Below are 17,268 nucleotides of genomic sequence, written 5' to 3'. Positions count from 1 at the left end.
GCGTCACGATCTTGTTCAGCACTCCCTGTGGGTAGCCCTTGGTGGGCGTGCGTAGCTCGGGGGTGGACCTGAAGCTGGGTCGTGCTTTCCAGCTTCGCGACAGGCAGGCGGGCCTTGTCGATGATCTTCTTGACACACTGGATCCAGAGCTTCGGCAGGTCGACGGCCGGGTACGAGTCTTAGATCTCAGCGAAGACAGGCTTTTCGACGACAATTTCGTCCGGACCGTCGTAGAAGCCTAGCAATCGAAGCTGAGCCTCGACGAAATCCTCGGTCGGTGATCCGTTCGTTCGCCATCGCTACTTCTTCGCACCGGTGGTTGATCCGCTACACGTTAAAGCGGAACTCGACCGCATTCCGGCACGTACGGCCATCTGCAGTCAGCGACTACAAAGCCCGTCCGCGCAGGTCGACGTCGCCCTTTGGCCACGACTCGAGCGGGGCGATTGGCAGGATGAGGATCGACGGGCCGAGCTCATCCACGACAGATTCGCCGTCACGTCCGATCGACTTCTCGCGGGCATAGATCCGAGGCCAACCACATGGAGCGTAGAACGGGACGACTTGCTCTCGACAGCACAAGTAGTCGAACGCGAGTTGGTCAAGATCCCGCACCGACTGCTCAGCCCACCCCATGAGCTCACCCCCGAGACGCACCCCTTTTGCGTCAGCGCAGATCAAGACACCGCCGACTCCCACGATCGCGACGACCTCCGTACCGACAGCGATCTCGCCGCGCACCCATCCCACGTGGTCGACGACGCGGTTCTCGGCCCGTGCCCTGACGTGGACATCATGTGACGCGTAGCCGTAGGACTGCTGCGGATCCCACTCTCCGAACTCCTCGAGATACTCACTACCGAAGAATTCTCGAAGCTCACGCCAGATCTGCCTCAGTGCGTTGCTGATGGGCGATGACCTCAATCGAATGATGCTTCACGCATCGACCTTCCACGGATCCACCAGTTCTACGCCGGTGTGCTGGAAGTCCTTCACATTGCGCGTAGCGCAGGTTGCTCCGTGCGCCAGGCAGATCGCGGCGGTCTGCGCGTCGGCGGTACTGATCGGCGCTCCCGCGCGCTCTCGAGCCACGAGCACGTCGGCATAGCGGTCGGCGGCCACGTCATCGAACGGCAACACAGCGCGGCCGCCCCTGTACGGTGCGAGCGCCACGTCAATTCGTCTGGTCAGCGCATCTCTGCGCCGACCATCCGGCAACCGCCGCAAACCTGCCAGCAGTTCTGCGAGCGTGACGGACGTGATGGCTACGTCACCCTCCAGGGACGTGAGCCAGTCCGCTACGCGTGGCTCGGGCAAGGGTCGAAAGATCTCCGAGATCACGTTTGTGTCGAGGATGATCACTCGAAGTCCACCGCCCGCGCGACGTCATCGCGCACCGGGATCGGTAGCTCCTCGACTCCCCCGACATCCTGCGCGGCTGCCAGCAGAGCGATTCCTATGTGCGGCCGGCGTGCAGCTTTGGTCAGGATGGCGCGAACTTCGGCTTCCATCGACCGACCGTGCTCCTTCGCCTGTGCAGCGAGTTGCTGCTTCACGGCGTCGTCGAGACCGCGAACGATGATGGATGACATCTGCGAACACCTCCTCTGATATCAATCATGATAGCAGAGCACCTAGCAACCGCGACAGAGGCGAGGGCCCTCCAAGTACGGCACTGCCCCGGTCCTCTCATGACGAGGCAACCGGGGCGGTGCTCGGATCATCGCAGAGAGCGCCGATCACACGTTGAACCTGAACTCGACCACGTCGCCGTCTTGCATGATGTAGTCTTTGCCCTCCATTCGGACCTTACCGGCAGCCTTGGCCTCGTTCATTGATCCGGCCGTCATCAAATCGTCGAAGGAGACGATCTCGGCCTTGATGAAGCCCCGCTGGAAATCAGTGTGAATCACGCCGGCAGCCTGTGGAGCGGTGTCTCCTTGGTTAATGGTCCAGGCCCGGGCTTCCTTCGGGCCGGCGGTGAGGTAGGTCTGCAATTTTAAGGTGTCGAAACCAACGCGTGCTAGCTGGTCCAGTCCTGACTCTTCTTGGTCGTTCAGGGCCAGCATCTCCTGGGCTTCTTCCTCGTCCAGTTCAACCAGGTCTTCCTCGAACTTGGCATCCAAGAAGACTGCCTGCGCCGGCGCGACCAGCTCAGCTAGTTCTTTTTTCTTGGCCTCATCGTTCAGGACCGTCTCATCGGAGTTAAACACGTAGATGAACGGCTTGGCAGTGAGCAGATTGAGCTCTTTGAGCGCCTCGAGATCAAGTTTCTCCGACTCGATGACCGAGAAGATCGTCTCGCCACGTTCCAGCACCTTCTGGGCCGCCACCATGGCATCCAGTTCCGCCTGCGGGCGTTTCTTGCCTTTGACTTCTTTTTCCACTCGAGGAATAGCCTTCTCGAGAGTCTGCAAATCCGCCAGGATGAGCTCGGTGTTAATGGTTTCCATATCGGAGGTCGGGTTGATCTGTCCGTCGACATGAACCACATCGGAGTCCTCGAAGACCCGCACCACCTGGGCAATGGCCTGAGCTTCACGAATATTGGCCAAGAACTGGTTACCCAGCCCCTCGCCTTCCGAGGCGCCTTTGACGATTCCAGCGATATCCACGAACGATACCGTGGCCGGCAGAATCTTTTCCGAGTGAAACATCTCCGCCAGCTGGTACAAGCGCTGATCGGGGAGGTTGACCACGCCCACGTTCGGGTCAATAGTCGCGAAGGGGTAATTCGCTGCTAGCACGGTCTGTCGCGTGAGTGCATTAAACAGGGTTGATTTCCCCACGTTGGGAAGTCCGACGAATCCAATAGTTAAAGCCACGGTGTATCACTCTACCGCGTCGCGGTTTCGTCTCCAGGCATGATATGTCCCGCTCGCCAAGACCCGTGGTCAAGGTCATATCGCAACCGCTGGTGAGATGTTGAGGGCGTTATTCGGTCAGAGTAGCCTAACGTAGGTTACCGTCGAGACAGATCGGCTGTGCTTGCGTTTCATCGATCACGCTCGGCGGTTGTGTGTCGCTTATCCATACTCGATCACCTGCGTGCCCGGCTCAGGGCAAGGTACCACCGGGGTCGCAGGACACAACACCACAGAAAGTTGAGGTCCGACTGCATGTCAGCCGCCACTTCAGTGACTGAAGCACAACAGTCACCAGAAGACGATCTTTCCGACTCTTCCGCACCGTCAAAGGTCAATTGGCCGGTCTTTTGGGGCGCCCTGATCATCCTGGTTGCCTTCGTGTTGTTTGCATCGATCTGGCCATCCACCGCCGAAGATGCCATCTTTGGGGCCATGGGATGGGTCTCGGAGAACTTTGGCTGGTACTACGTACTCACCGCGGCCATCGTTGTGGTATTCGTACTGATTGTGGCGCTCACCCGGTCCGGACATACCCGGCTCGGCCCGGACCATGCCCGCCCGAAATACAATATGTTCACGTGGGCGGCCATGCTTTTTGCCGCCGGTATTGGCGTGGACCTGATGTTCTTCGGCATCTCCGGTCCGGCCACGAACTATCTGACTCCCCCGGATGTCGCTCCCGAATCTGAAGAGGCCGCTCGGATGGCCCCGATCTGGACCATCTTCCACTACGGCATCCCCGGCTGGGCCATGTACGCACTTCTGGGTATGGCTTTCGGCCTGTTTGCCTACCGCTACCACTTGCCGCTGAGTATCCGCTCGGCGCTGGCCCCGATCTTCGGCAAACGCATCCACGGCCCGGTGGGCCACACCGTCGAGATCGCCGCCACGATCGGCACCATCTCCGGTATTGCCGTTTCCCTAGGTATTGGCGTGGTGTTTTTGAACTACGGCCTGTCGGCCATGTTCGACATCCCCCAGTCCATGACCGTACAGATCGCACTGATGGCCATTTCGGTGCTGATCGCCATCGTCTCCACCGTCTCCGGTGTGGATAAGGGTATTCGCCTGCTCTCCGAGCTGAACATCTACCTGGCCATCGCTCTGCTGGCTTGGATACTGATTGCCGATAACACCACCCAGCTACTCAACGCCCTGGTCCAAAACATCGGGGATTTCTTCTCGTCCATGCCCTCGATGCTGATGAACACCTTCGCCTACACCGATGGTCAGGCACCTGAGCTACCCGCTGATCAGTGGATGGCCGACTGGACCTTGTTCTTCTGGGCATGGTGGATCGCCTGGGCGCCGTTCGTTGCCCTGTTCCTGGCGCGTATTTCCCGCGGTCGCACGCTACGCGAATTCGTCGTCGGCGTGCTACTGATTCCTTTTGCCTTCATCCTGCTGTGGGTCTCCATCCTGGGCAACGCCGCGCTGGGCTTCTTCCAGTCCGATCCCACCTTCCTCGAAGAGACCTACAACACTCCCGAATCTGGGTTCTTTACCCTGCTGGAGCAGTACCCGGGCTCGCTCTTCACGATCGGATTGGCCGTGCTGACCGGCCTGTTCTTCTACGTCACCTCGGCAGACTCCGGTTCGCTAGTGATGGCCAATATGACCTCAAAGGCCACCATGGCCGACTCCGACGGCCCCAGCTGGTTGCGTATCGTTTGGGCGGTGGTCACCGGTGCACTGACCCTGTCGATGCTGTTTATTGATGGCGTTTACACGCTTCAGGCCTTTACCGTGATCGTGGGTCTCCCGCTGTCGATCATGCTCTACCTGGTGATGTACAGCCTGTGGAAGATGTTGCGGCATGAACGCCTGGTCGCCTTGTCGCAGGCCCGGGCGCTACCCACCGCGCTCTCCTCGCGCACGAACCAGTCCGGTGAGCGCATCAAGTGGCAGCAACGTTTGCGTCATCGGATGAGCTTCGCCAGCCACAAGCAGTTGACCGAGTACGTCAACACCGTCGCTGCTCCGGCGATCGAAGAGGTCGCCGCCGAAATCGAGGCCCTGGGCGGAGATGTCCAGTGCCACCGTGGCCAGCACCCCGAGCATGGGCTACCCTATGTGGATCTGGTCGTGCACTTCACCGATCAGGAAGACTTCAAGTACCAGGCCTACCCGGTCGCATACCCTGTGCCGAGCTTCGCCACCAACATCCGCACCGTTCAGGAGGTCTTCTTCAAGCTGGAGGTCTTCTCCAATACCGGCTCTCGCGGGCGTGATATTTACGGTCTGAGCAAGGACCAGGTCATCTCCGACGTGTTGGATTCCTACGACACCCACATGGCGTACATGTCCATGGCCGGTGAGGACGGGGCACCGGTACCAGCCGATGAGACCTTCACCCCCGAGACCTGGAACGACACCGACCAAGCTGATACGAGTTCTATTGACCAGGTACCGGTTCCTGAGCCCACCAGCGCCCAGGACACCAACTCCAAAAATTCCTGACCATCTCCGACGGATTCCGCAAGGCTAGGTAACACTCTATGAGCACAACCGAACCGACAACCCTGTACATCAACGGTCAATGGAAGCCAGCCTCTGACGGCGGTACCCGCACCGTGATCTGCCCGGCCGATGGCACCGAGGTGGATGTGGTTTCTGAAGCCACCACCGCCGACGTGGAAGAAGCCATCGCCGCCGCCCGCGCCTGCTTCGACTCCGGAGTGTGGAGCTCAGTGCCCGCCGCCGAACGCGGTGACTTCCTGCTTCGGGTCGCCGATGCGATCACCGAACGTAAGGACGAGTTCGCCCGGGCTGAAGCCCTGGATACCGGCAAGCGCCTGGTCGAGGCCGAAGGCGATATGGACGACATTATCGGTTGCTATCGCTACTTCGGCAAGATCGCCGATGCCAACCCGGGTCGACTGGTCGACACCGGCGACGCCTCAGTGATCGACCGCGTGGTCTACGAGCCGGTCGGCGTCGTGGGGATGATCACCCCCTGGAACTTCCCGCTGCTACAGGCCGCCTGGAAGATGGCCCCTGCCCTGGCCGCTGGGAACTCCTTCATCATCAAGCCCGCCGAGCTGACCCCGCACACCACCATGTTGATCATCGACGTCTACGACAAGCTCGGCCTGCCGGCCGGCGTGGCCAACCTGGTGCTCGGCTCCGGTGCGGTCGCCGGTGCCCCACTGTCTTCTCACCCCGACATTGACATGGTCTCGTTTACCGGTGGGCTCAAGACCGGCACCACGATCGCCCAAGAAGCTGCCAAGACCGTCAAGAAGGTCGCCCTGGAGCTGGGCGGCAAGAACCCCAACGTGGTCTTCGCCGACGCCGACTTTGACTCCGCCGTCGACAACGCCCTGACCGCAGCGTTTTTGGACTCCGGGCTGGTGTGCTCGGCTGGCACCCGATTGATCGTGGAAGAGTCCATCCACGATCGGTTCGTCGACGAGCTGGTTGCCCGGGCCGAAAAGATCGTGATGGGCGGCCCCTTCGACGAGAATGCCGAGACCGGTCCGCTGATCTCCGCCGAACACCGCGAGAAGGTCACCGATTACGTCAAGCGTGGTGTGGAAGCCGGCGCCACCCTACGCGTGGGTGGCCACTGGGGCGGTGCAGAGCACGAGCACGGGTTCTTCTATGCTCCCACCATCTTGGACAACTGCACCCAGGAGAACCCCGCGGTGATCGAAGAAGGCTTCGGCCCGGTCATCACCGTGGAGACCTTCACCACCGAAGAAGAAGCCGTCGCCATCGCCAACCACACCGAATATGGTCTGGCTGGGGCCGTGTGGACGCAAAATATGGGGACCGCCAACCGTGTCTCCCGCGCTCTGCGTCACGGTACGATCTGGATCAACGACTACCACCCCTACGTCCCGCAGTCCGAGTGGGGCGGGTTCAAGCGCTCCGGCATCGGCCGGGAACTGGGCCAGATGGGCTTGGGTGAGTACGTCGAGGCCAAGCACATCTACCACAACACCGAGCCGGCCCCGGCCGACTGGTTCCCTCGCCACTAAAAATCCCGGTTCTTTGATCCCGGTCCATTGGACCACCCAACCGAAGAAGTGAAGGAAGTATTCATGGCTGACCATACCGATCCACACTTTGATTACATCGTCGTCGGCGGCGGTTCCGCCGGTGCCGTGATCGCCGCTCGACTCTCCGAAGATCCCAGCATTCAGGTCGCGCTTTTGGAAGGTGGCGACACCGACCAGGGCCACGACGAGGTGCTGACCCTGAACCGCTGGCCAGAGTTGCTGGAATCCGGATTTGACTGGGACTACCCCATCGAGCCACAGGAAGTTGGCAACAGCTTCATGCGCCACGCCCGTGCAAAGGTACTGGGCGGTTGTTCCTCGCACAACTCCTGCATCGCCTTCCACCCGCCCAAAGAAGACCTGCAAGCCTGGGTGGAGATGGGTGCCGCCGGCTGGGGCCCCGACGAGGTGCGTCCGCTGATCAAGCGCATGGAAACCAACGACAACGACTATGATCACAACGGCTCCGACGGTCCGGTGGAGATCATGAACGTCCCACCCAAAGATCAGGTCGGTGTGGCCATCCTCGAAGCTGCCGAACAGGCCGGGCTGCCCACCGTGCAACACAATTCCGCCGACACCGTCGGTGATGGTGCCGGCTGGTTCCAGATCAACTCCAAGAAGGACGGCACCCGTGCCTCGTCCTCTGTGTCTTACCTGCACCCAAACATGGATCGCGAGAATCTGCACATCTTCACCGGCCATCGGGTCACCCGGGTGCTGTTCGACGATGTTGCCGGGTCCAAGAAGAAAGCCGTTGGGGTCGAGTATGAAGACAACGCCTTCGGCCGGTTGAAGACCATGCGTGCCGACCGCGAAGTCATCGTCTCCGCCGGTGCGATCGACTCGCCGAAGCTGCTGATGCTGTCCGGTATTGGCCCAGCCGAGCACCTCAAGGAATTCAACATCGACGTGGTCGTGGATTCCCCCGGTGTGGGCTCGAACCTGCAGGATCACCCCGAAGCTGTCATCTCCTGGGAGTCCAACGTCACCATGACCCGTGAGGCCACTCAGTGGTGGGAGATCGGCATCTTCAAGGACACCACCGGTGAGCACGATCTGCCCGATTTGATGATGCACTATGGTTCGGTCCCCTTCGATATGCACACCCGCCGTCAGGGCTACCCCACCGCTGACGAGGCCATCGTACTAACCCCGAACATCACCCACGCTAAGTCGCGCGGTACCGTTCGCCTACGTTCGATGGACTATCGGGACAAACCGAAGGTGGATCCCCGCTACTTCACCGACGAAGAAGGCCACGATACCCGCGTGGCCGTCGAAGGCATCAAACTGGCCCGCAAGATCATGGATCAGCCGGCCATGGCCCAGTTCAAAGGGCGCGAGCTGTTCCCGGGCGAAGATGTCACCTCCGATGAAGACATCGCCGATTACGTGCACAAGACCCACAACACCGTCTACCACCCGGCCGGCAGTGTCCGCATGGGTGCTGACGATGACGAGATGTCACCGCTGACCTCGGACCTGAAGGTCAAGGGTGTCGATGGCCTGCGCGTTGCCGACGCCTCGGTGATGCCTCAGATCGTGGCCGTGAACCCGAACATCACCATCTACCTGATCGGTGAGCGGGCTTCCGATCTGATCAAGGGCGACCAGTAACAGCCTCTCTCGTCGCCGGGTCGACAACCTGGCACCGAACCGCGCCGGGGCGGAGAGTCCTCACGGATTCGCCACCCCGGCTTTTTCTTAACGACAAGGGAACAACCCGCCAACTGTCGAGATACTGTCAGCGCACACCGTCTCGCCCCACCCTCATGGATATAGAACGCTTATTCTAGTCACTCTCCACAATTCACTCGATCTCACCTTATCTTGGCATATCTGTTCTATAGAGTGGATGGCAAGAAAGGAGGAGTCGAACATGGTGCGCACCGCCAGTTCAGCCCCACCGCACGGCCCGGACATCACCGCGTTCCTTGATCTGCAAGCCGCCGATCAAGCCTCCTTAGGCGAGCTCGCTCACGGGCTCACTCAACTGCTATCGGCTTTTAACGCGAAATTGGATGCCGAGGACAGTTATGAGATGTTCGCGCATTGGTCTCGTGCCGCAGAAGTCTCCGACTGGAATACGTCTCTGGCTGGCTCCTCTGAACCACAACACCCTCAAGAACCGGAAGATCTCCTCGCCCCAGAGGAACCGCATAATGCATTCCCAGAGGTCGCGCGTCGCGTTGAACAATCAGCAACCCTGCTCACCAGCGTTCAAACTCGGCTACTGTCCTTCGCCCATCAGGCCACACGAAGCCCGGAGGATCAACGAGCTCTGCTCGGTGTCCCCACAGGTTCATCAATGACTTATGGAAACGGGCGAATCTTCTACCTCGAAGCACTCGGTCTGGGTAAGCCCGATCTCAAACGGCGTCAAACTCGAAGCGAATATCTGGTCCCAGCTCCTCCGCCAGGCTTGGGTGAGGCACAGCCAGTCCAATATCCCGAGCTCATCGAAGCATTCAGTACCGGTCGCATCTGTGTTGATAACGCCGACCGGCTCATTAAGCTTCTCAAAGATCTCCAGCGTTACGGCCGCCAGTGCCAGGTTGATCAGGAGCGTATCACAGAGGTCATTCATGCGATCTTGCCCATTCTGATTGAGGATGCAGCGTCGATGAGCGTCTCTGAGTTCAGCAAAGTCTGCAAAAACCGGCTACAAACACTCACCTACTACTTGGACGAAGATGGCCCCGCACCCGAAGAAGAACTCGACCCCAAGAAGGCCACGGATGAATTTTGGGTGCGACCACTATCCGGCGGTGGCGTGGAATTCGGGGGCAGAGCTTTCGGCTTGAGTGCAGAGCTATTGTCAACTTTGGACCACGCGGCCAATAACTACGCCGTGTTGAAAAATCATCGTGGCGCTGGTGCTGGAAACGCAAACCCAGAGACCAGGGTGCCTGAGAGTCCTATCGCCACTGCGCTCAAAGCCAACTTCCCGCAAGTCGACCCCGAAGCAGTAGCTGCCATCGACGAAAATTCCCGAGAGATCCTTTATGCCGAGCACGCTCTGTTCAATCATTCAACCCGTAAACGGCGTAGCTTCGAAGCTCTCATGGCAGTGTTAATCGCAGGCATTGGTGTGGGACAGAAAAAGAACGGTTTAGCGCATACCCGCGGACAGGTCACCAAGGTCCTTGTCACCATGGACTACGAGACCTTCTCCAAACAACTTCCCGAACGGTATCGACCAGAACAACCTCGCACCGGGGCCGAGCAGTTCCTCAGATCAAAGCCACCGGGGTCAGATGGCCCGGATCGGCCCGGAGAAAACGGACACGCTTTTAGATCTGAAGGACAGTTCACCGGAAGCATTCACCCATCCAGACTCCGAACGCTGGCCTGTGAAGCGGGAATCGTTCCGATACTTTTCGACGGACGAAACGACATTCTGGACTACGGACGAGAACGCCGGGACTTTAGCCCTGCCCAACACCGAGCCTTGGTCGCACGGGACAAGGGGTGCACAGCCCCCGGATGCACCATGCCTGCGTCCTGGTGCCAGGTGCATCACATCGTGGAATGGGAAAACCACGGAGCAACGCGAATCGATAACGCCGCACTGGTCTGCTCGCGACATCACACGGAAATTCACCAAGGGAAATGGAGTATTGCCCGGATCGATCGAGACGGTGTCTGGTACGCCGCCGCTCCGTGGCATCTTCCCGACCTCACCTTACGTCGCAACGGCTATTTCCTTCAGTGATCTGCCGATAGCAACCGAAGCACCTCGCTCGTTGAGACGGTGGTGACATGCGGTGATTGGAGCTCTATCAGACGAATCGCTTCACGATGCAGTTCCGGTGTCGCTCCGGCACAAGCATCTTCCACCACCACGACGCGTTGCCCAGCATCGATGGCACTGAATACCGTCGAGAGCACGCAACAGTCCGTGGCAACACCACACACCACTAATGCGGAATCGCGATCGACATGGCGCTCAAGCCCCTCGGTCCATTTCCCGAACGTGGGACGATCCACTACGGTGTCATCCGAAGGGCTCGTCAAATCCCAGACCGGGTCGTCGGGATCGAGCCGAAATTGGTTCCAGCGATCGTAGTAGGCCCGCCAACTTCCGGTTTCGTGGGGATCACGGACGAATCGAGTACGGATCACTGACAGCCCGCGAGCGCGAATGGCTTGAGCGATCTGCCCAGCATGGGCCTCGGCCTCGAGGTATCCCGGACACCCCCACCCCAGCTCAGGGTCGTGGAAGACCCGCTGAAAATCAATCAGCGCCAGGACGGGGTGAGGGCCAAGAACAGCGTTCATCTGATCTAGTCCACAAAGAGATCTTTTTGCAGGTCCTTCTCATCCACGCCCGGGCTGTACTTGGAAAAGTCCGTCACGCCGTGATCGCGCAAGACCTCTTCACACAGCACGGTGGCTCCGGCGTACTTCTGCGGTGCTGAAGTCAGGATCGCATGAGCCGAATCCGAGTATACATCTGCCGTGCGGGAGACCTTCATCATCTCGTCTCCGCCCAAGGCATACTGTACTGCCGCGGTCTGGATGGTGGTTTCAGGCCATAGCGTGGTAGAGGGGATACGGTGTTCAGCGCCAATGCCCAACGCAGCGAGGGTCATCCCATACTTGGCCAGCATGTATGCCGGGGCTACACCTAGCCACTTCGGCGAGGTGTTCAGCGGTGGCGACAGGGTCAAGATCCGCGGGTCGGAGGACTTCTTCAGGTACGGCAACGCCGTCCGAGTCAACAAGAACGTCCCACGGGTATTGATGTCATGCATCAGATCCACCCGTTTCATCTCGATCTTGTCCGAAGGCTCAAGATTAATAGCGGAGGCGTTATTGATGACGATATCGATTCCACCGAATTCAGCCACCGTCTTGTTAACTGCCTCGACGACATTGGATTCCTCACGCACGTCCCCCACGAGAGGAAGCGCTTTCCCACCTGCCTCACGGATCTCATCGGCTGCGGTGTAGACCGTGCCCGGTAGCTTTGGATGAGGTTCAGCAGTCTTGGCCAGCAAAGCAATCTGGGCCCCGTCGGACGCTAGTTTCTTGGCGATCTCTAAACCGATACCCCGTGACCCTCCAGAGAGAATAACGGTCTTGCCGCTCAAAATGTTGGATGATTCGTGAGTCATCGTGGTGTCCTTTCTCAACACAGCCGAAGTGATCTGAGGCACACCCATAGCCTACCGCTGTCAGAGCCGGCGGAGATAACCTGGTTACAGATAACGCCCACGGTGGTGGAACTGACTTTTGTCACTCGAGAGTCCTGATCGGCGACACTGCACCACAACGAGCCGGTACGGAAAAGTGGATGTCATGACTACTCCAGCGATCGACATCGAAAATGTCACCAAAAGATTCGGCCAGTTAACCGCCGTGGACCACCTCTCACTGCGTGTTCATTCTGGCGAGATCCTGGCCTTGTTGGGCCCTAATGGGGCCGGAAAGACGACACTGCTCGATATGATTCTGGGCTACACCACGCCACAAAGCGGATCCGTTAAGGTCCTAGCAGGCCCGCCGACTGAGGCCAGTGGCCGTATCGGTGCCGTGCTCCAGACCAAAGGCCTATTGGAAGACCTCACGGTCGAAGAGACCCTACGCATGATTGCTGGTCTGCATCGACACAGCCTCCCGATACCGGAGGTGATGGAAAAGGCTGGGGTCACTGCTTTCAAGAAGACCAAGGTCGGCAAGTGTTCGGGCGGGCAAGTCCAACGACTCCGGTTCGCCCTGGCGATCCTTCCCGACCCGGAGATTCTGCTACTCGATGAGCCCACCTCCGGCATGGACATCACCTCGCGTCGAGGGTTTTGGGACTCGATGACGAGCTGGGCGCGTGGTGGGGGAACCATCATTTTTGCCACGCATTATTTGCAAGAGGCCGAAGAATTCGCCGACCGCATCGTGGTGATGAAATCTGGGTCCATCACCGCCGACGCACCGGCTGACCAACTCGGAGGCACCAGCACCATCACGGGAACATGGCGCCACTCTCAAGAACCCTTCGAGGTACTACCGGAAAAAACCGCACTCGATTGGGACCCAGCAAAACGACGGATCAGCATCCGAACCGATCGGTCCGATCAGCTGGCTAACGAATTGCTAAATCACGGATGGATTTCCAACGTTCAGATTACTCAACACGGGCTGGAAAACCTGTTGGAAGGAGACCCCTCATGACCGCCATAGCTTCACACACCACCACGAAACCTTCACACGGGGGTTCGCCAGCTCGGTCCACCCTGAGCATTTTCGTCCACTACCTGGCCTGGGACACGTGGCGGTCCCTACGGATGTGGGAGTCGACCTTCTTCATCCTGGTCTTACCGGCCATGTTGTACCTGATGTTTGGGGTGGCCGGTGATGTTGCCGAGTTGAACTTCGGCGACGGCAATATGACCGCTTGGGTGATGACCTCCATGGCTTGCTACGGTTCGGTGATCGCTGCTACGGCGGTCAGTAGTTCCGCGGTAGTGGAAAAGCAACACGGCTGGAATCGAGTGTTAGCGCTCACGGGGCTGTCTAACCCCTTGTTTATGGTGTCCAAAATGCTGATGGGCATGATTTTGGCCATTCTGCCCACCACGCTGATTCTGATTCTAGGAGCCACCACGGGAGCGGAATTCGATACAGTGGGGCATTGGATAGCTACGGCAGCACTGACCATTGTTGGCACCATCCCGTTCGTGTTCTATGGGCTCGCCGTGGCGATGATTTTCCGTGCCCAGTCCGCGGTCGCCATTGGGTCTGGTTTCCTGGTCGTGTTGGCCTTCCTCGGTAACCTGTTTATACCCTTGAGCGGAACACTGCTGGAGATCGGTCGCTTCACGCCAATGTATGGTACCGGCCAGCTGGCTCACTATCCCCAGGCTGAGGGTCTCATTCTGGATCAGGAAGCTTTCGTCACCGGCGAGTTTGAATCCGATTCCCTGGCCTGGATTCTGGGGATCTCCCTGGCCTGGACGGTGATTTTCGCCGGCTTGTGCTGGCTGTCCACCCTAGGCTCTACCCGCCGATAAGATAAGAGTCGATGTATCCAGATCAGCTCAGTCGGGACGAGCAACGCGAACAACTGCGCTACGGCGGCGGTTGGCTCGCGCTGTTGCTCATCCCGGCTACGAGCGTCGTCCTGTCAGATCATCCGCTGTGGGCCAAGATCGCCGGCATCGCCTGCTTGGTCCTGTTCGCCGGGTGCTATCTGTGGATGTTGACCCATCCGCGCCCGTGGCCACTGCTCCCCCGGGTCGCCACGACCCTTGTCTACACCCTGGTGCTGGGTCTACTCGTGGTCCCAGTGGCGTTGCTGACCGGAGCGGATGCAGGGATGAGCCTGACATTTGTCGCAGCGCTGTGGCTGTTCACGCACAATCTTGTTCCCGGGGCAATTGGTTCCTTCGTCTCGACCACACTGGCCGGCACAGCGTTACTGATGATCAGCGACCAAATGGATCTCTGGTGGCCCCTGCTGCTGTCACTGACCTTGGCCTGGCTCATGTTGTTTTTCATCCGCTATGTCGTCGAACGTCAGGAAGTGGAGCGCCAAGTCTCGGAGCGAGACGCACTAGCCGCCCAACGGGAAGAATTAGATCGCCAGGTCCACGATGTCTTAGGCCAGTCGCTGACCGCCATCACGGTCAAGACGCAGTTAGCCATGCGATTGCTCGACACTGACCACCAGGCCGCCCGCGCGGAGCTGGAGAGTATCCTGGGATTGGCCAGGTCCTCCATTAGCAATGTCCGCACTGCGATCACCACTCTGGAAGCCCCGGATTTAGGCAACCAGTTGGAGGTCGCACTGGAGATGCTCCGTAACCAAGGAATCCACGTCACGACCACAGAAATCCCGCGACAGATCGCCCCGGCCACCGCGGAACTATTCGCCTGGTGCCTGCGTGAAGCGGTCACCAATGTGCTCCGGCATGCGCAGGCGAGCACCGTGAATATTGAGATCACCACCCATCGGTTGCGCGTCAGCGATGACGGGATCGGGATCACTCGTCCCACCACCGGATATGGTCTGGCTGGGCTTCGCCATCGAGCCGAAGCAGCCAAGGGGACTTTGACCATCTCGTCCTCGGACCGTGGCACTGTGTTGGAGGTGAGTCAGTGAATCCGATTAAGATTGTGCTGGCCGATGACCAGGCGCTGGTTCGTCAGGGGCTGGCGGCCTTGTTAGATTTGGAACAGGATCTTCAGGTGGTCGCACAACTGCCCGATGGCGCCTCGGTGGTGGAAGCCATTGCAGACCACGGCGCGGATCTGGCCATCCTCGACATTGAAATGCCCGGCACGGACGGATTGGCCGCTGCCGCTCAGGTCAGCGAGCAGACGCAGGCCAAGATTCTGATCCTGACCACCTTTGGTCGCGCCGGATACTTGCAACGCGCACTGGATGCCGGGGCACAGGGGTTTATGGTCAAGGATTCCCCCGCTGAGGAGCTCACCGCAGCCATCCGGTCGATCATGGCCGGTCGGACCGTAGTCGATCCGGCCTTGGCTGTCCAGGCCCTCACGCAGCAAAACCCTCTCACCTCCCGGGAACAGGACGTGTTGCGCGCGACGCTGACCGGTCGTTCAGTCCGGGACATTGCCGAGCAGTTACACCTCTCCGCGGGGACGGTGCGGAACCTGCTCTCGGAGGCAATCAGCAAGACCGGCTCGAAGAACCGCGCCCAGGCCGCCGGATACGCCCGGGACCAGGGCTGGTTGTAGAGCTGGTTTTAGAGGAAGACCCATACCAGCAGGGTCATCGAGACTAGAGTGATCAGGATGGCAGCGACGATATTGACCAGCACGCCTCCTCGCACCATCTGACCGATGGTGACGTAGCCGGAACCGTAGGCGATAGCGTTCGGCGGGGTAGCCACCGGAAGCATGAACGCACAGGTTGCGGCCAGCGCCACGGGTGCACACAGCATCAGTGGTTCCACCCCGGTCCCCATTGCCACGCCGGAGGCTACGGGCAAGAACGTGGCAGCGGTGGCAGTATTGGACGTCATTTCGGTCAGGAGCAAAATCGCCACGGCCGCCAACGCCACCAGGATCCACAGGCTCATCCCGCTCAGACCGGTCGCTTGTTCACCCAGCCATTCCGAGAGTCCGGAATCGCTGAACTGACCCGACAGTGCCAGGCCACCGCCAAAGAGCAGTAGCACACCCCAGGGAAGTTCCACGGCAGATTCCCAATCCAATAGCCGCACCCCCGACTCGGCGTCCGGACCGGCCGGCAACAGGAATAGCAACAGGCCGACAGCAATGGCGATCCCAGCATCGGAGATGAAAGCATCTTCCAAGCCGAGCACGTACTCCGACAGCAACGGGATGAAGACCCAGCTCACCGCCGCCAGAATAAAAATGATCAGCACTCGGCGCTCACCGGAACTCACCGGCCCGAGTTTCTCCGACTCTTTCTGCAACATCTCACGGCCACCGGGAATGTGCTTGATCTCGGGTTTGAACAGCACCTTGACCAAGATGAACCACGTGGCCAGCATCAGTACCACAGCCAAGGGCACCCCGACCAGCATCCATTGCCCAAAGCCAATGGTCATGTCCTCGTTACTGGACATGTGAGCGGCCAACAGTGCATTGGGCGGAGTTCCAATAATGGTACTGACCGAGCCAATGGAGGCCGCGTAGGCAATGCCCAGCATCAGCGCGGTGCCGAATTTCGTTTTCACCATCGACTCCACGCTGGCCTCGGCGTCGCCTTCCTGTGTCACTTGATTGACCAGCACCAGCACCGACACACCGATAGGCAACATCATCACCGCGGTTGCGGTGTTGGAGACCCACATCGACAGGAAACCGGTGGAGATCATGAAACCGCCGACCAAGGCCGAACTATTTGATCCCATCGAGCGCAACACCAGCAAGGCAATGCGACGGTGCAAATTCCAGCGTTGCATCGCCAGAGCGAGCAAGAAGCCACCTAAGAACAAGAAGATGACATTATTGCCGTAGTTGGCCCCGACCGTATCAAAGCTGACGCCCTCGCCCTCTGGAGTTTCCTCGGCGGGAACGAACACCGGAAAGATCACCAGTGGCAACAAAGCGGTGGCGGGAATCGGGATCGCCTCGGTCATCCACCACACGGCCATCAATACCGCGGTGGCACCGGTCAGCCGGGGCCACACTCCCGTGTCTGCGGGAAGCAGGAAGTACACCAGCAGTGCCAGCACGATGCCGAGACCAAGTCCGATCAACCGACGCATCAAGTCACCGTCCGCCGGAGCTTTCATCCCCTCAGAGAGTTCGGTCTGGGTCGAGCGATACTGCGTGGACGGATATTGTGACGAAGCGTGTTGAGTCTTGGTGTAATGCGACGAGGCGTAATGACGTGTCGACTTCTCTGAACTCATCGGACTGTCCCCCAACGGTCCTCAGCGCATCACGCGCCAGCG

General features: G+C 59.4%; 16 protein-coding genes. 9 read left to right on the top strand and 7 right to left on the bottom strand.

Annotated elements, in window-relative coordinates; all coding sequences use genetic code 11:
* The first annotated feature begins 41 nt into the window (after window positions 1–41).
* Window positions 42–242, top strand: coding sequence for a hypothetical protein (locus tag DCC25_RS00175; protein WP_110100196.1), 201 nt, complete (start codon window positions 42–44; stop codon window positions 240–242).
* A gap of 145 nt (window positions 243–387) precedes the next feature.
* Here DCC25_RS00175 and DCC25_RS00170 read toward each other — a convergent pair whose 3' ends face one another.
* From DCC25_RS00170 to ychF, 4 genes are all read right to left on the bottom strand, one after another.
* Window positions 388–924 (bottom strand): GNAT family N-acetyltransferase, encoded by a 537-nt coding sequence (locus DCC25_RS00170; protein ID WP_158524689.1) that lies wholly within the window; start codon window positions 922–924, stop codon window positions 388–390.
* Window positions 925–936: 12 nt separating this feature from the next.
* The gene (locus tag DCC25_RS00165) at window positions 937–1,362 is read right to left on the bottom strand and encodes a type II toxin-antitoxin system VapC family toxin (RefSeq protein ID WP_110100194.1); all 426 of its coding nucleotides are present in this window, start codon (window positions 1,360–1,362) and stop codon (window positions 937–939) included.
* The gene (locus DCC25_RS00160) at window positions 1,359–1,592 is read right to left on the bottom strand and encodes an Arc family DNA-binding protein (RefSeq protein WP_110100006.1); all 234 of its coding nucleotides are present in this window, start codon (window positions 1,590–1,592) and stop codon (window positions 1,359–1,361) included. Before DCC25_RS00160 ends, DCC25_RS00165 begins: the two co-directional genes overlap by 4 nt.
* Before the next feature lie 147 nt (window positions 1,593–1,739).
* The gene (gene ychF / locus DCC25_RS00155; RefSeq protein WP_110100193.1) at window positions 1,740–2,825 is read right to left on the bottom strand and encodes a redox-regulated ATPase YchF; all 1,086 of its coding nucleotides are present in this window, start codon (window positions 2,823–2,825) and stop codon (window positions 1,740–1,742) included.
* Window positions 2,826–3,137: 312 nt separating this feature from the next.
* Here ychF and betT point away from each other — a divergent pair, with 312 nt between their 5' ends.
* From betT to DCC25_RS00135, 4 genes are all read left to right on the top strand, one after another.
* Window positions 3,138–5,327: a choline BCCT transporter BetT gene (gene betT / locus DCC25_RS00150; protein WP_233487797.1), complete on the top strand. Its 2,190-nt coding sequence runs from the start codon at window positions 3,138–3,140 to the stop codon at window positions 5,325–5,327.
* Window positions 5,328–5,365: 38 nt separating this feature from the next.
* Window positions 5,366–6,850, top strand: coding sequence for an aldehyde dehydrogenase family protein (locus tag DCC25_RS00145; RefSeq protein ID WP_110100191.1), 1,485 nt, complete (start codon window positions 5,366–5,368; stop codon window positions 6,848–6,850).
* 63 nt (window positions 6,851–6,913) lie between these two features.
* Window positions 6,914–8,491, top strand: a complete 1,578-nt coding sequence (locus tag DCC25_RS00140; protein WP_110100190.1) for a GMC family oxidoreductase — start codon at window positions 6,914–6,916, stop codon at window positions 8,489–8,491.
* Window positions 8,492–8,729: 238 nt separating this feature from the next.
* Complete coding sequence (locus DCC25_RS00135; RefSeq protein WP_110100011.1) at window positions 8,730–10,589, top strand: HNH endonuclease signature motif containing protein; 1,860 nt, start codon at window positions 8,730–8,732, stop codon at window positions 10,587–10,589.
* On the opposite strand, the gene DCC25_RS00130 is transcribed toward DCC25_RS00135, so the two are convergent.
* The gene (locus DCC25_RS00130) at window positions 10,583–11,155 is read right to left on the bottom strand and encodes a cysteine hydrolase family protein (RefSeq protein ID WP_110100189.1); all 573 of its coding nucleotides are present in this window, start codon (window positions 11,153–11,155) and stop codon (window positions 10,583–10,585) included. The two genes, DCC25_RS00135 and DCC25_RS00130, sit on opposite strands and share 7 nt — an antisense overlap.
* 5 nt (window positions 11,156–11,160) lie before the next feature.
* Window positions 11,161–11,994, bottom strand: coding sequence for an NAD(P)-dependent oxidoreductase (locus tag DCC25_RS00125; protein WP_110100188.1), 834 nt, complete (start codon window positions 11,992–11,994; stop codon window positions 11,161–11,163).
* Between the two features lie 184 nt (window positions 11,995–12,178).
* Here DCC25_RS00125 and DCC25_RS00120 point away from each other — a divergent pair, with 184 nt between their 5' ends.
* The 4 genes from DCC25_RS00120 to DCC25_RS00105 are packed head-to-tail and all read left to right on the top strand — an operon-like array spanning window position 12,179 to window position 15,577.
* Window positions 12,179–13,045, top strand: coding sequence for an ABC transporter ATP-binding protein (locus DCC25_RS00120; protein ID WP_110100187.1), 867 nt, complete (start codon window positions 12,179–12,181; stop codon window positions 13,043–13,045).
* On the top strand, window positions 13,042–13,884 hold the full coding sequence (locus DCC25_RS00115; RefSeq protein ID WP_110100186.1) for an ABC transporter permease: 843 nt from the start codon (window positions 13,042–13,044) through the stop codon (window positions 13,882–13,884). Before DCC25_RS00120 ends, DCC25_RS00115 begins: the two co-directional genes overlap by 4 nt.
* A gap of 11 nt (window positions 13,885–13,895) precedes the next feature.
* Entirely contained in the window at window positions 13,896–14,975 is a 1,080-nt protein-coding gene (locus DCC25_RS00110) for a sensor histidine kinase (RefSeq protein WP_110100185.1), read from the top strand.
* A complete protein-coding gene (locus DCC25_RS00105; RefSeq protein WP_110100184.1) occupies window positions 14,972–15,577 on the top strand; it encodes a response regulator transcription factor in 606 nt (201 codons plus the stop codon). Before DCC25_RS00110 ends, DCC25_RS00105 begins: the two co-directional genes overlap by 4 nt.
* Before the next feature lie 8 nt (window positions 15,578–15,585).
* On the opposite strand, the gene DCC25_RS00100 is transcribed toward DCC25_RS00105, so the two are convergent.
* Window positions 15,586–17,226 (bottom strand): DASS family sodium-coupled anion symporter, encoded by a 1,641-nt coding sequence (locus DCC25_RS00100; protein WP_199445855.1) that lies wholly within the window; start codon window positions 17,224–17,226, stop codon window positions 15,586–15,588.
* Window positions 17,227–17,268 lie beyond the last annotated feature (42 nt).

This window comes from Auritidibacter sp. NML120636 (assembly GCF_003185945.1).
Lineage (GTDB): Bacteria > Actinomycetota > Actinomycetes > Actinomycetales > Micrococcaceae > Auritidibacter > Auritidibacter ignavus.
This window is presented reverse-complemented; position numbering and strand designations above follow the sequence as displayed.

What these genes read in the sequence shown, in the direction of transcription:
- DCC25_RS00120 (WP_110100187.1), top strand. Translation starts at nt 12,179, where the DNA reads ATGACTACTCCAGCGATCGACATCGAAAATGTCACCAAAAGATTCGGC.
- DCC25_RS00145 (WP_110100191.1), top strand. Translation starts at nt 5,366, where the DNA reads ATGAGCACAACCGAACCGACAACCCTGTACATCAACGGTCAATGGAAG.
- DCC25_RS00160 (WP_110100006.1), bottom strand. Translation starts at nt 1,592, where the DNA reads ATGTCATCCATCATCGTTCGCGGTCTCGACGACGCCGTGAAGCAGCAA.
- DCC25_RS00100 (WP_199445855.1), bottom strand. Translation starts at nt 17,226, where the DNA reads ATGAGTTCAGAGAAGTCGACACGTCATTACGCCTCGTCGCATTACACC.
- DCC25_RS00140 (WP_110100190.1), top strand. Translation starts at nt 6,914, where the DNA reads ATGGCTGACCATACCGATCCACACTTTGATTACATCGTCGTCGGCGGC.
- DCC25_RS00110 (WP_110100185.1), top strand. Translation starts at nt 13,896, where the DNA reads ATGTATCCAGATCAGCTCAGTCGGGACGAGCAACGCGAACAACTGCGC.
- DCC25_RS00115 (WP_110100186.1), top strand. Translation starts at nt 13,042, where the DNA reads ATGACCGCCATAGCTTCACACACCACCACGAAACCTTCACACGGGGGT.
- DCC25_RS00135 (WP_110100011.1), top strand. Translation starts at nt 8,730, where the DNA reads ATGGCAAGAAAGGAGGAGTCGAACATGGTGCGCACCGCCAGTTCAGCC.
- DCC25_RS00130 (WP_110100189.1), bottom strand. Translation starts at nt 11,155, where the DNA reads ATGAACGCTGTTCTTGGCCCTCACCCCGTCCTGGCGCTGATTGATTTT.
- DCC25_RS00125 (WP_110100188.1), bottom strand. Translation starts at nt 11,994, where the DNA reads ATGACTCACGAATCATCCAACATTTTGAGCGGCAAGACCGTTATTCTC.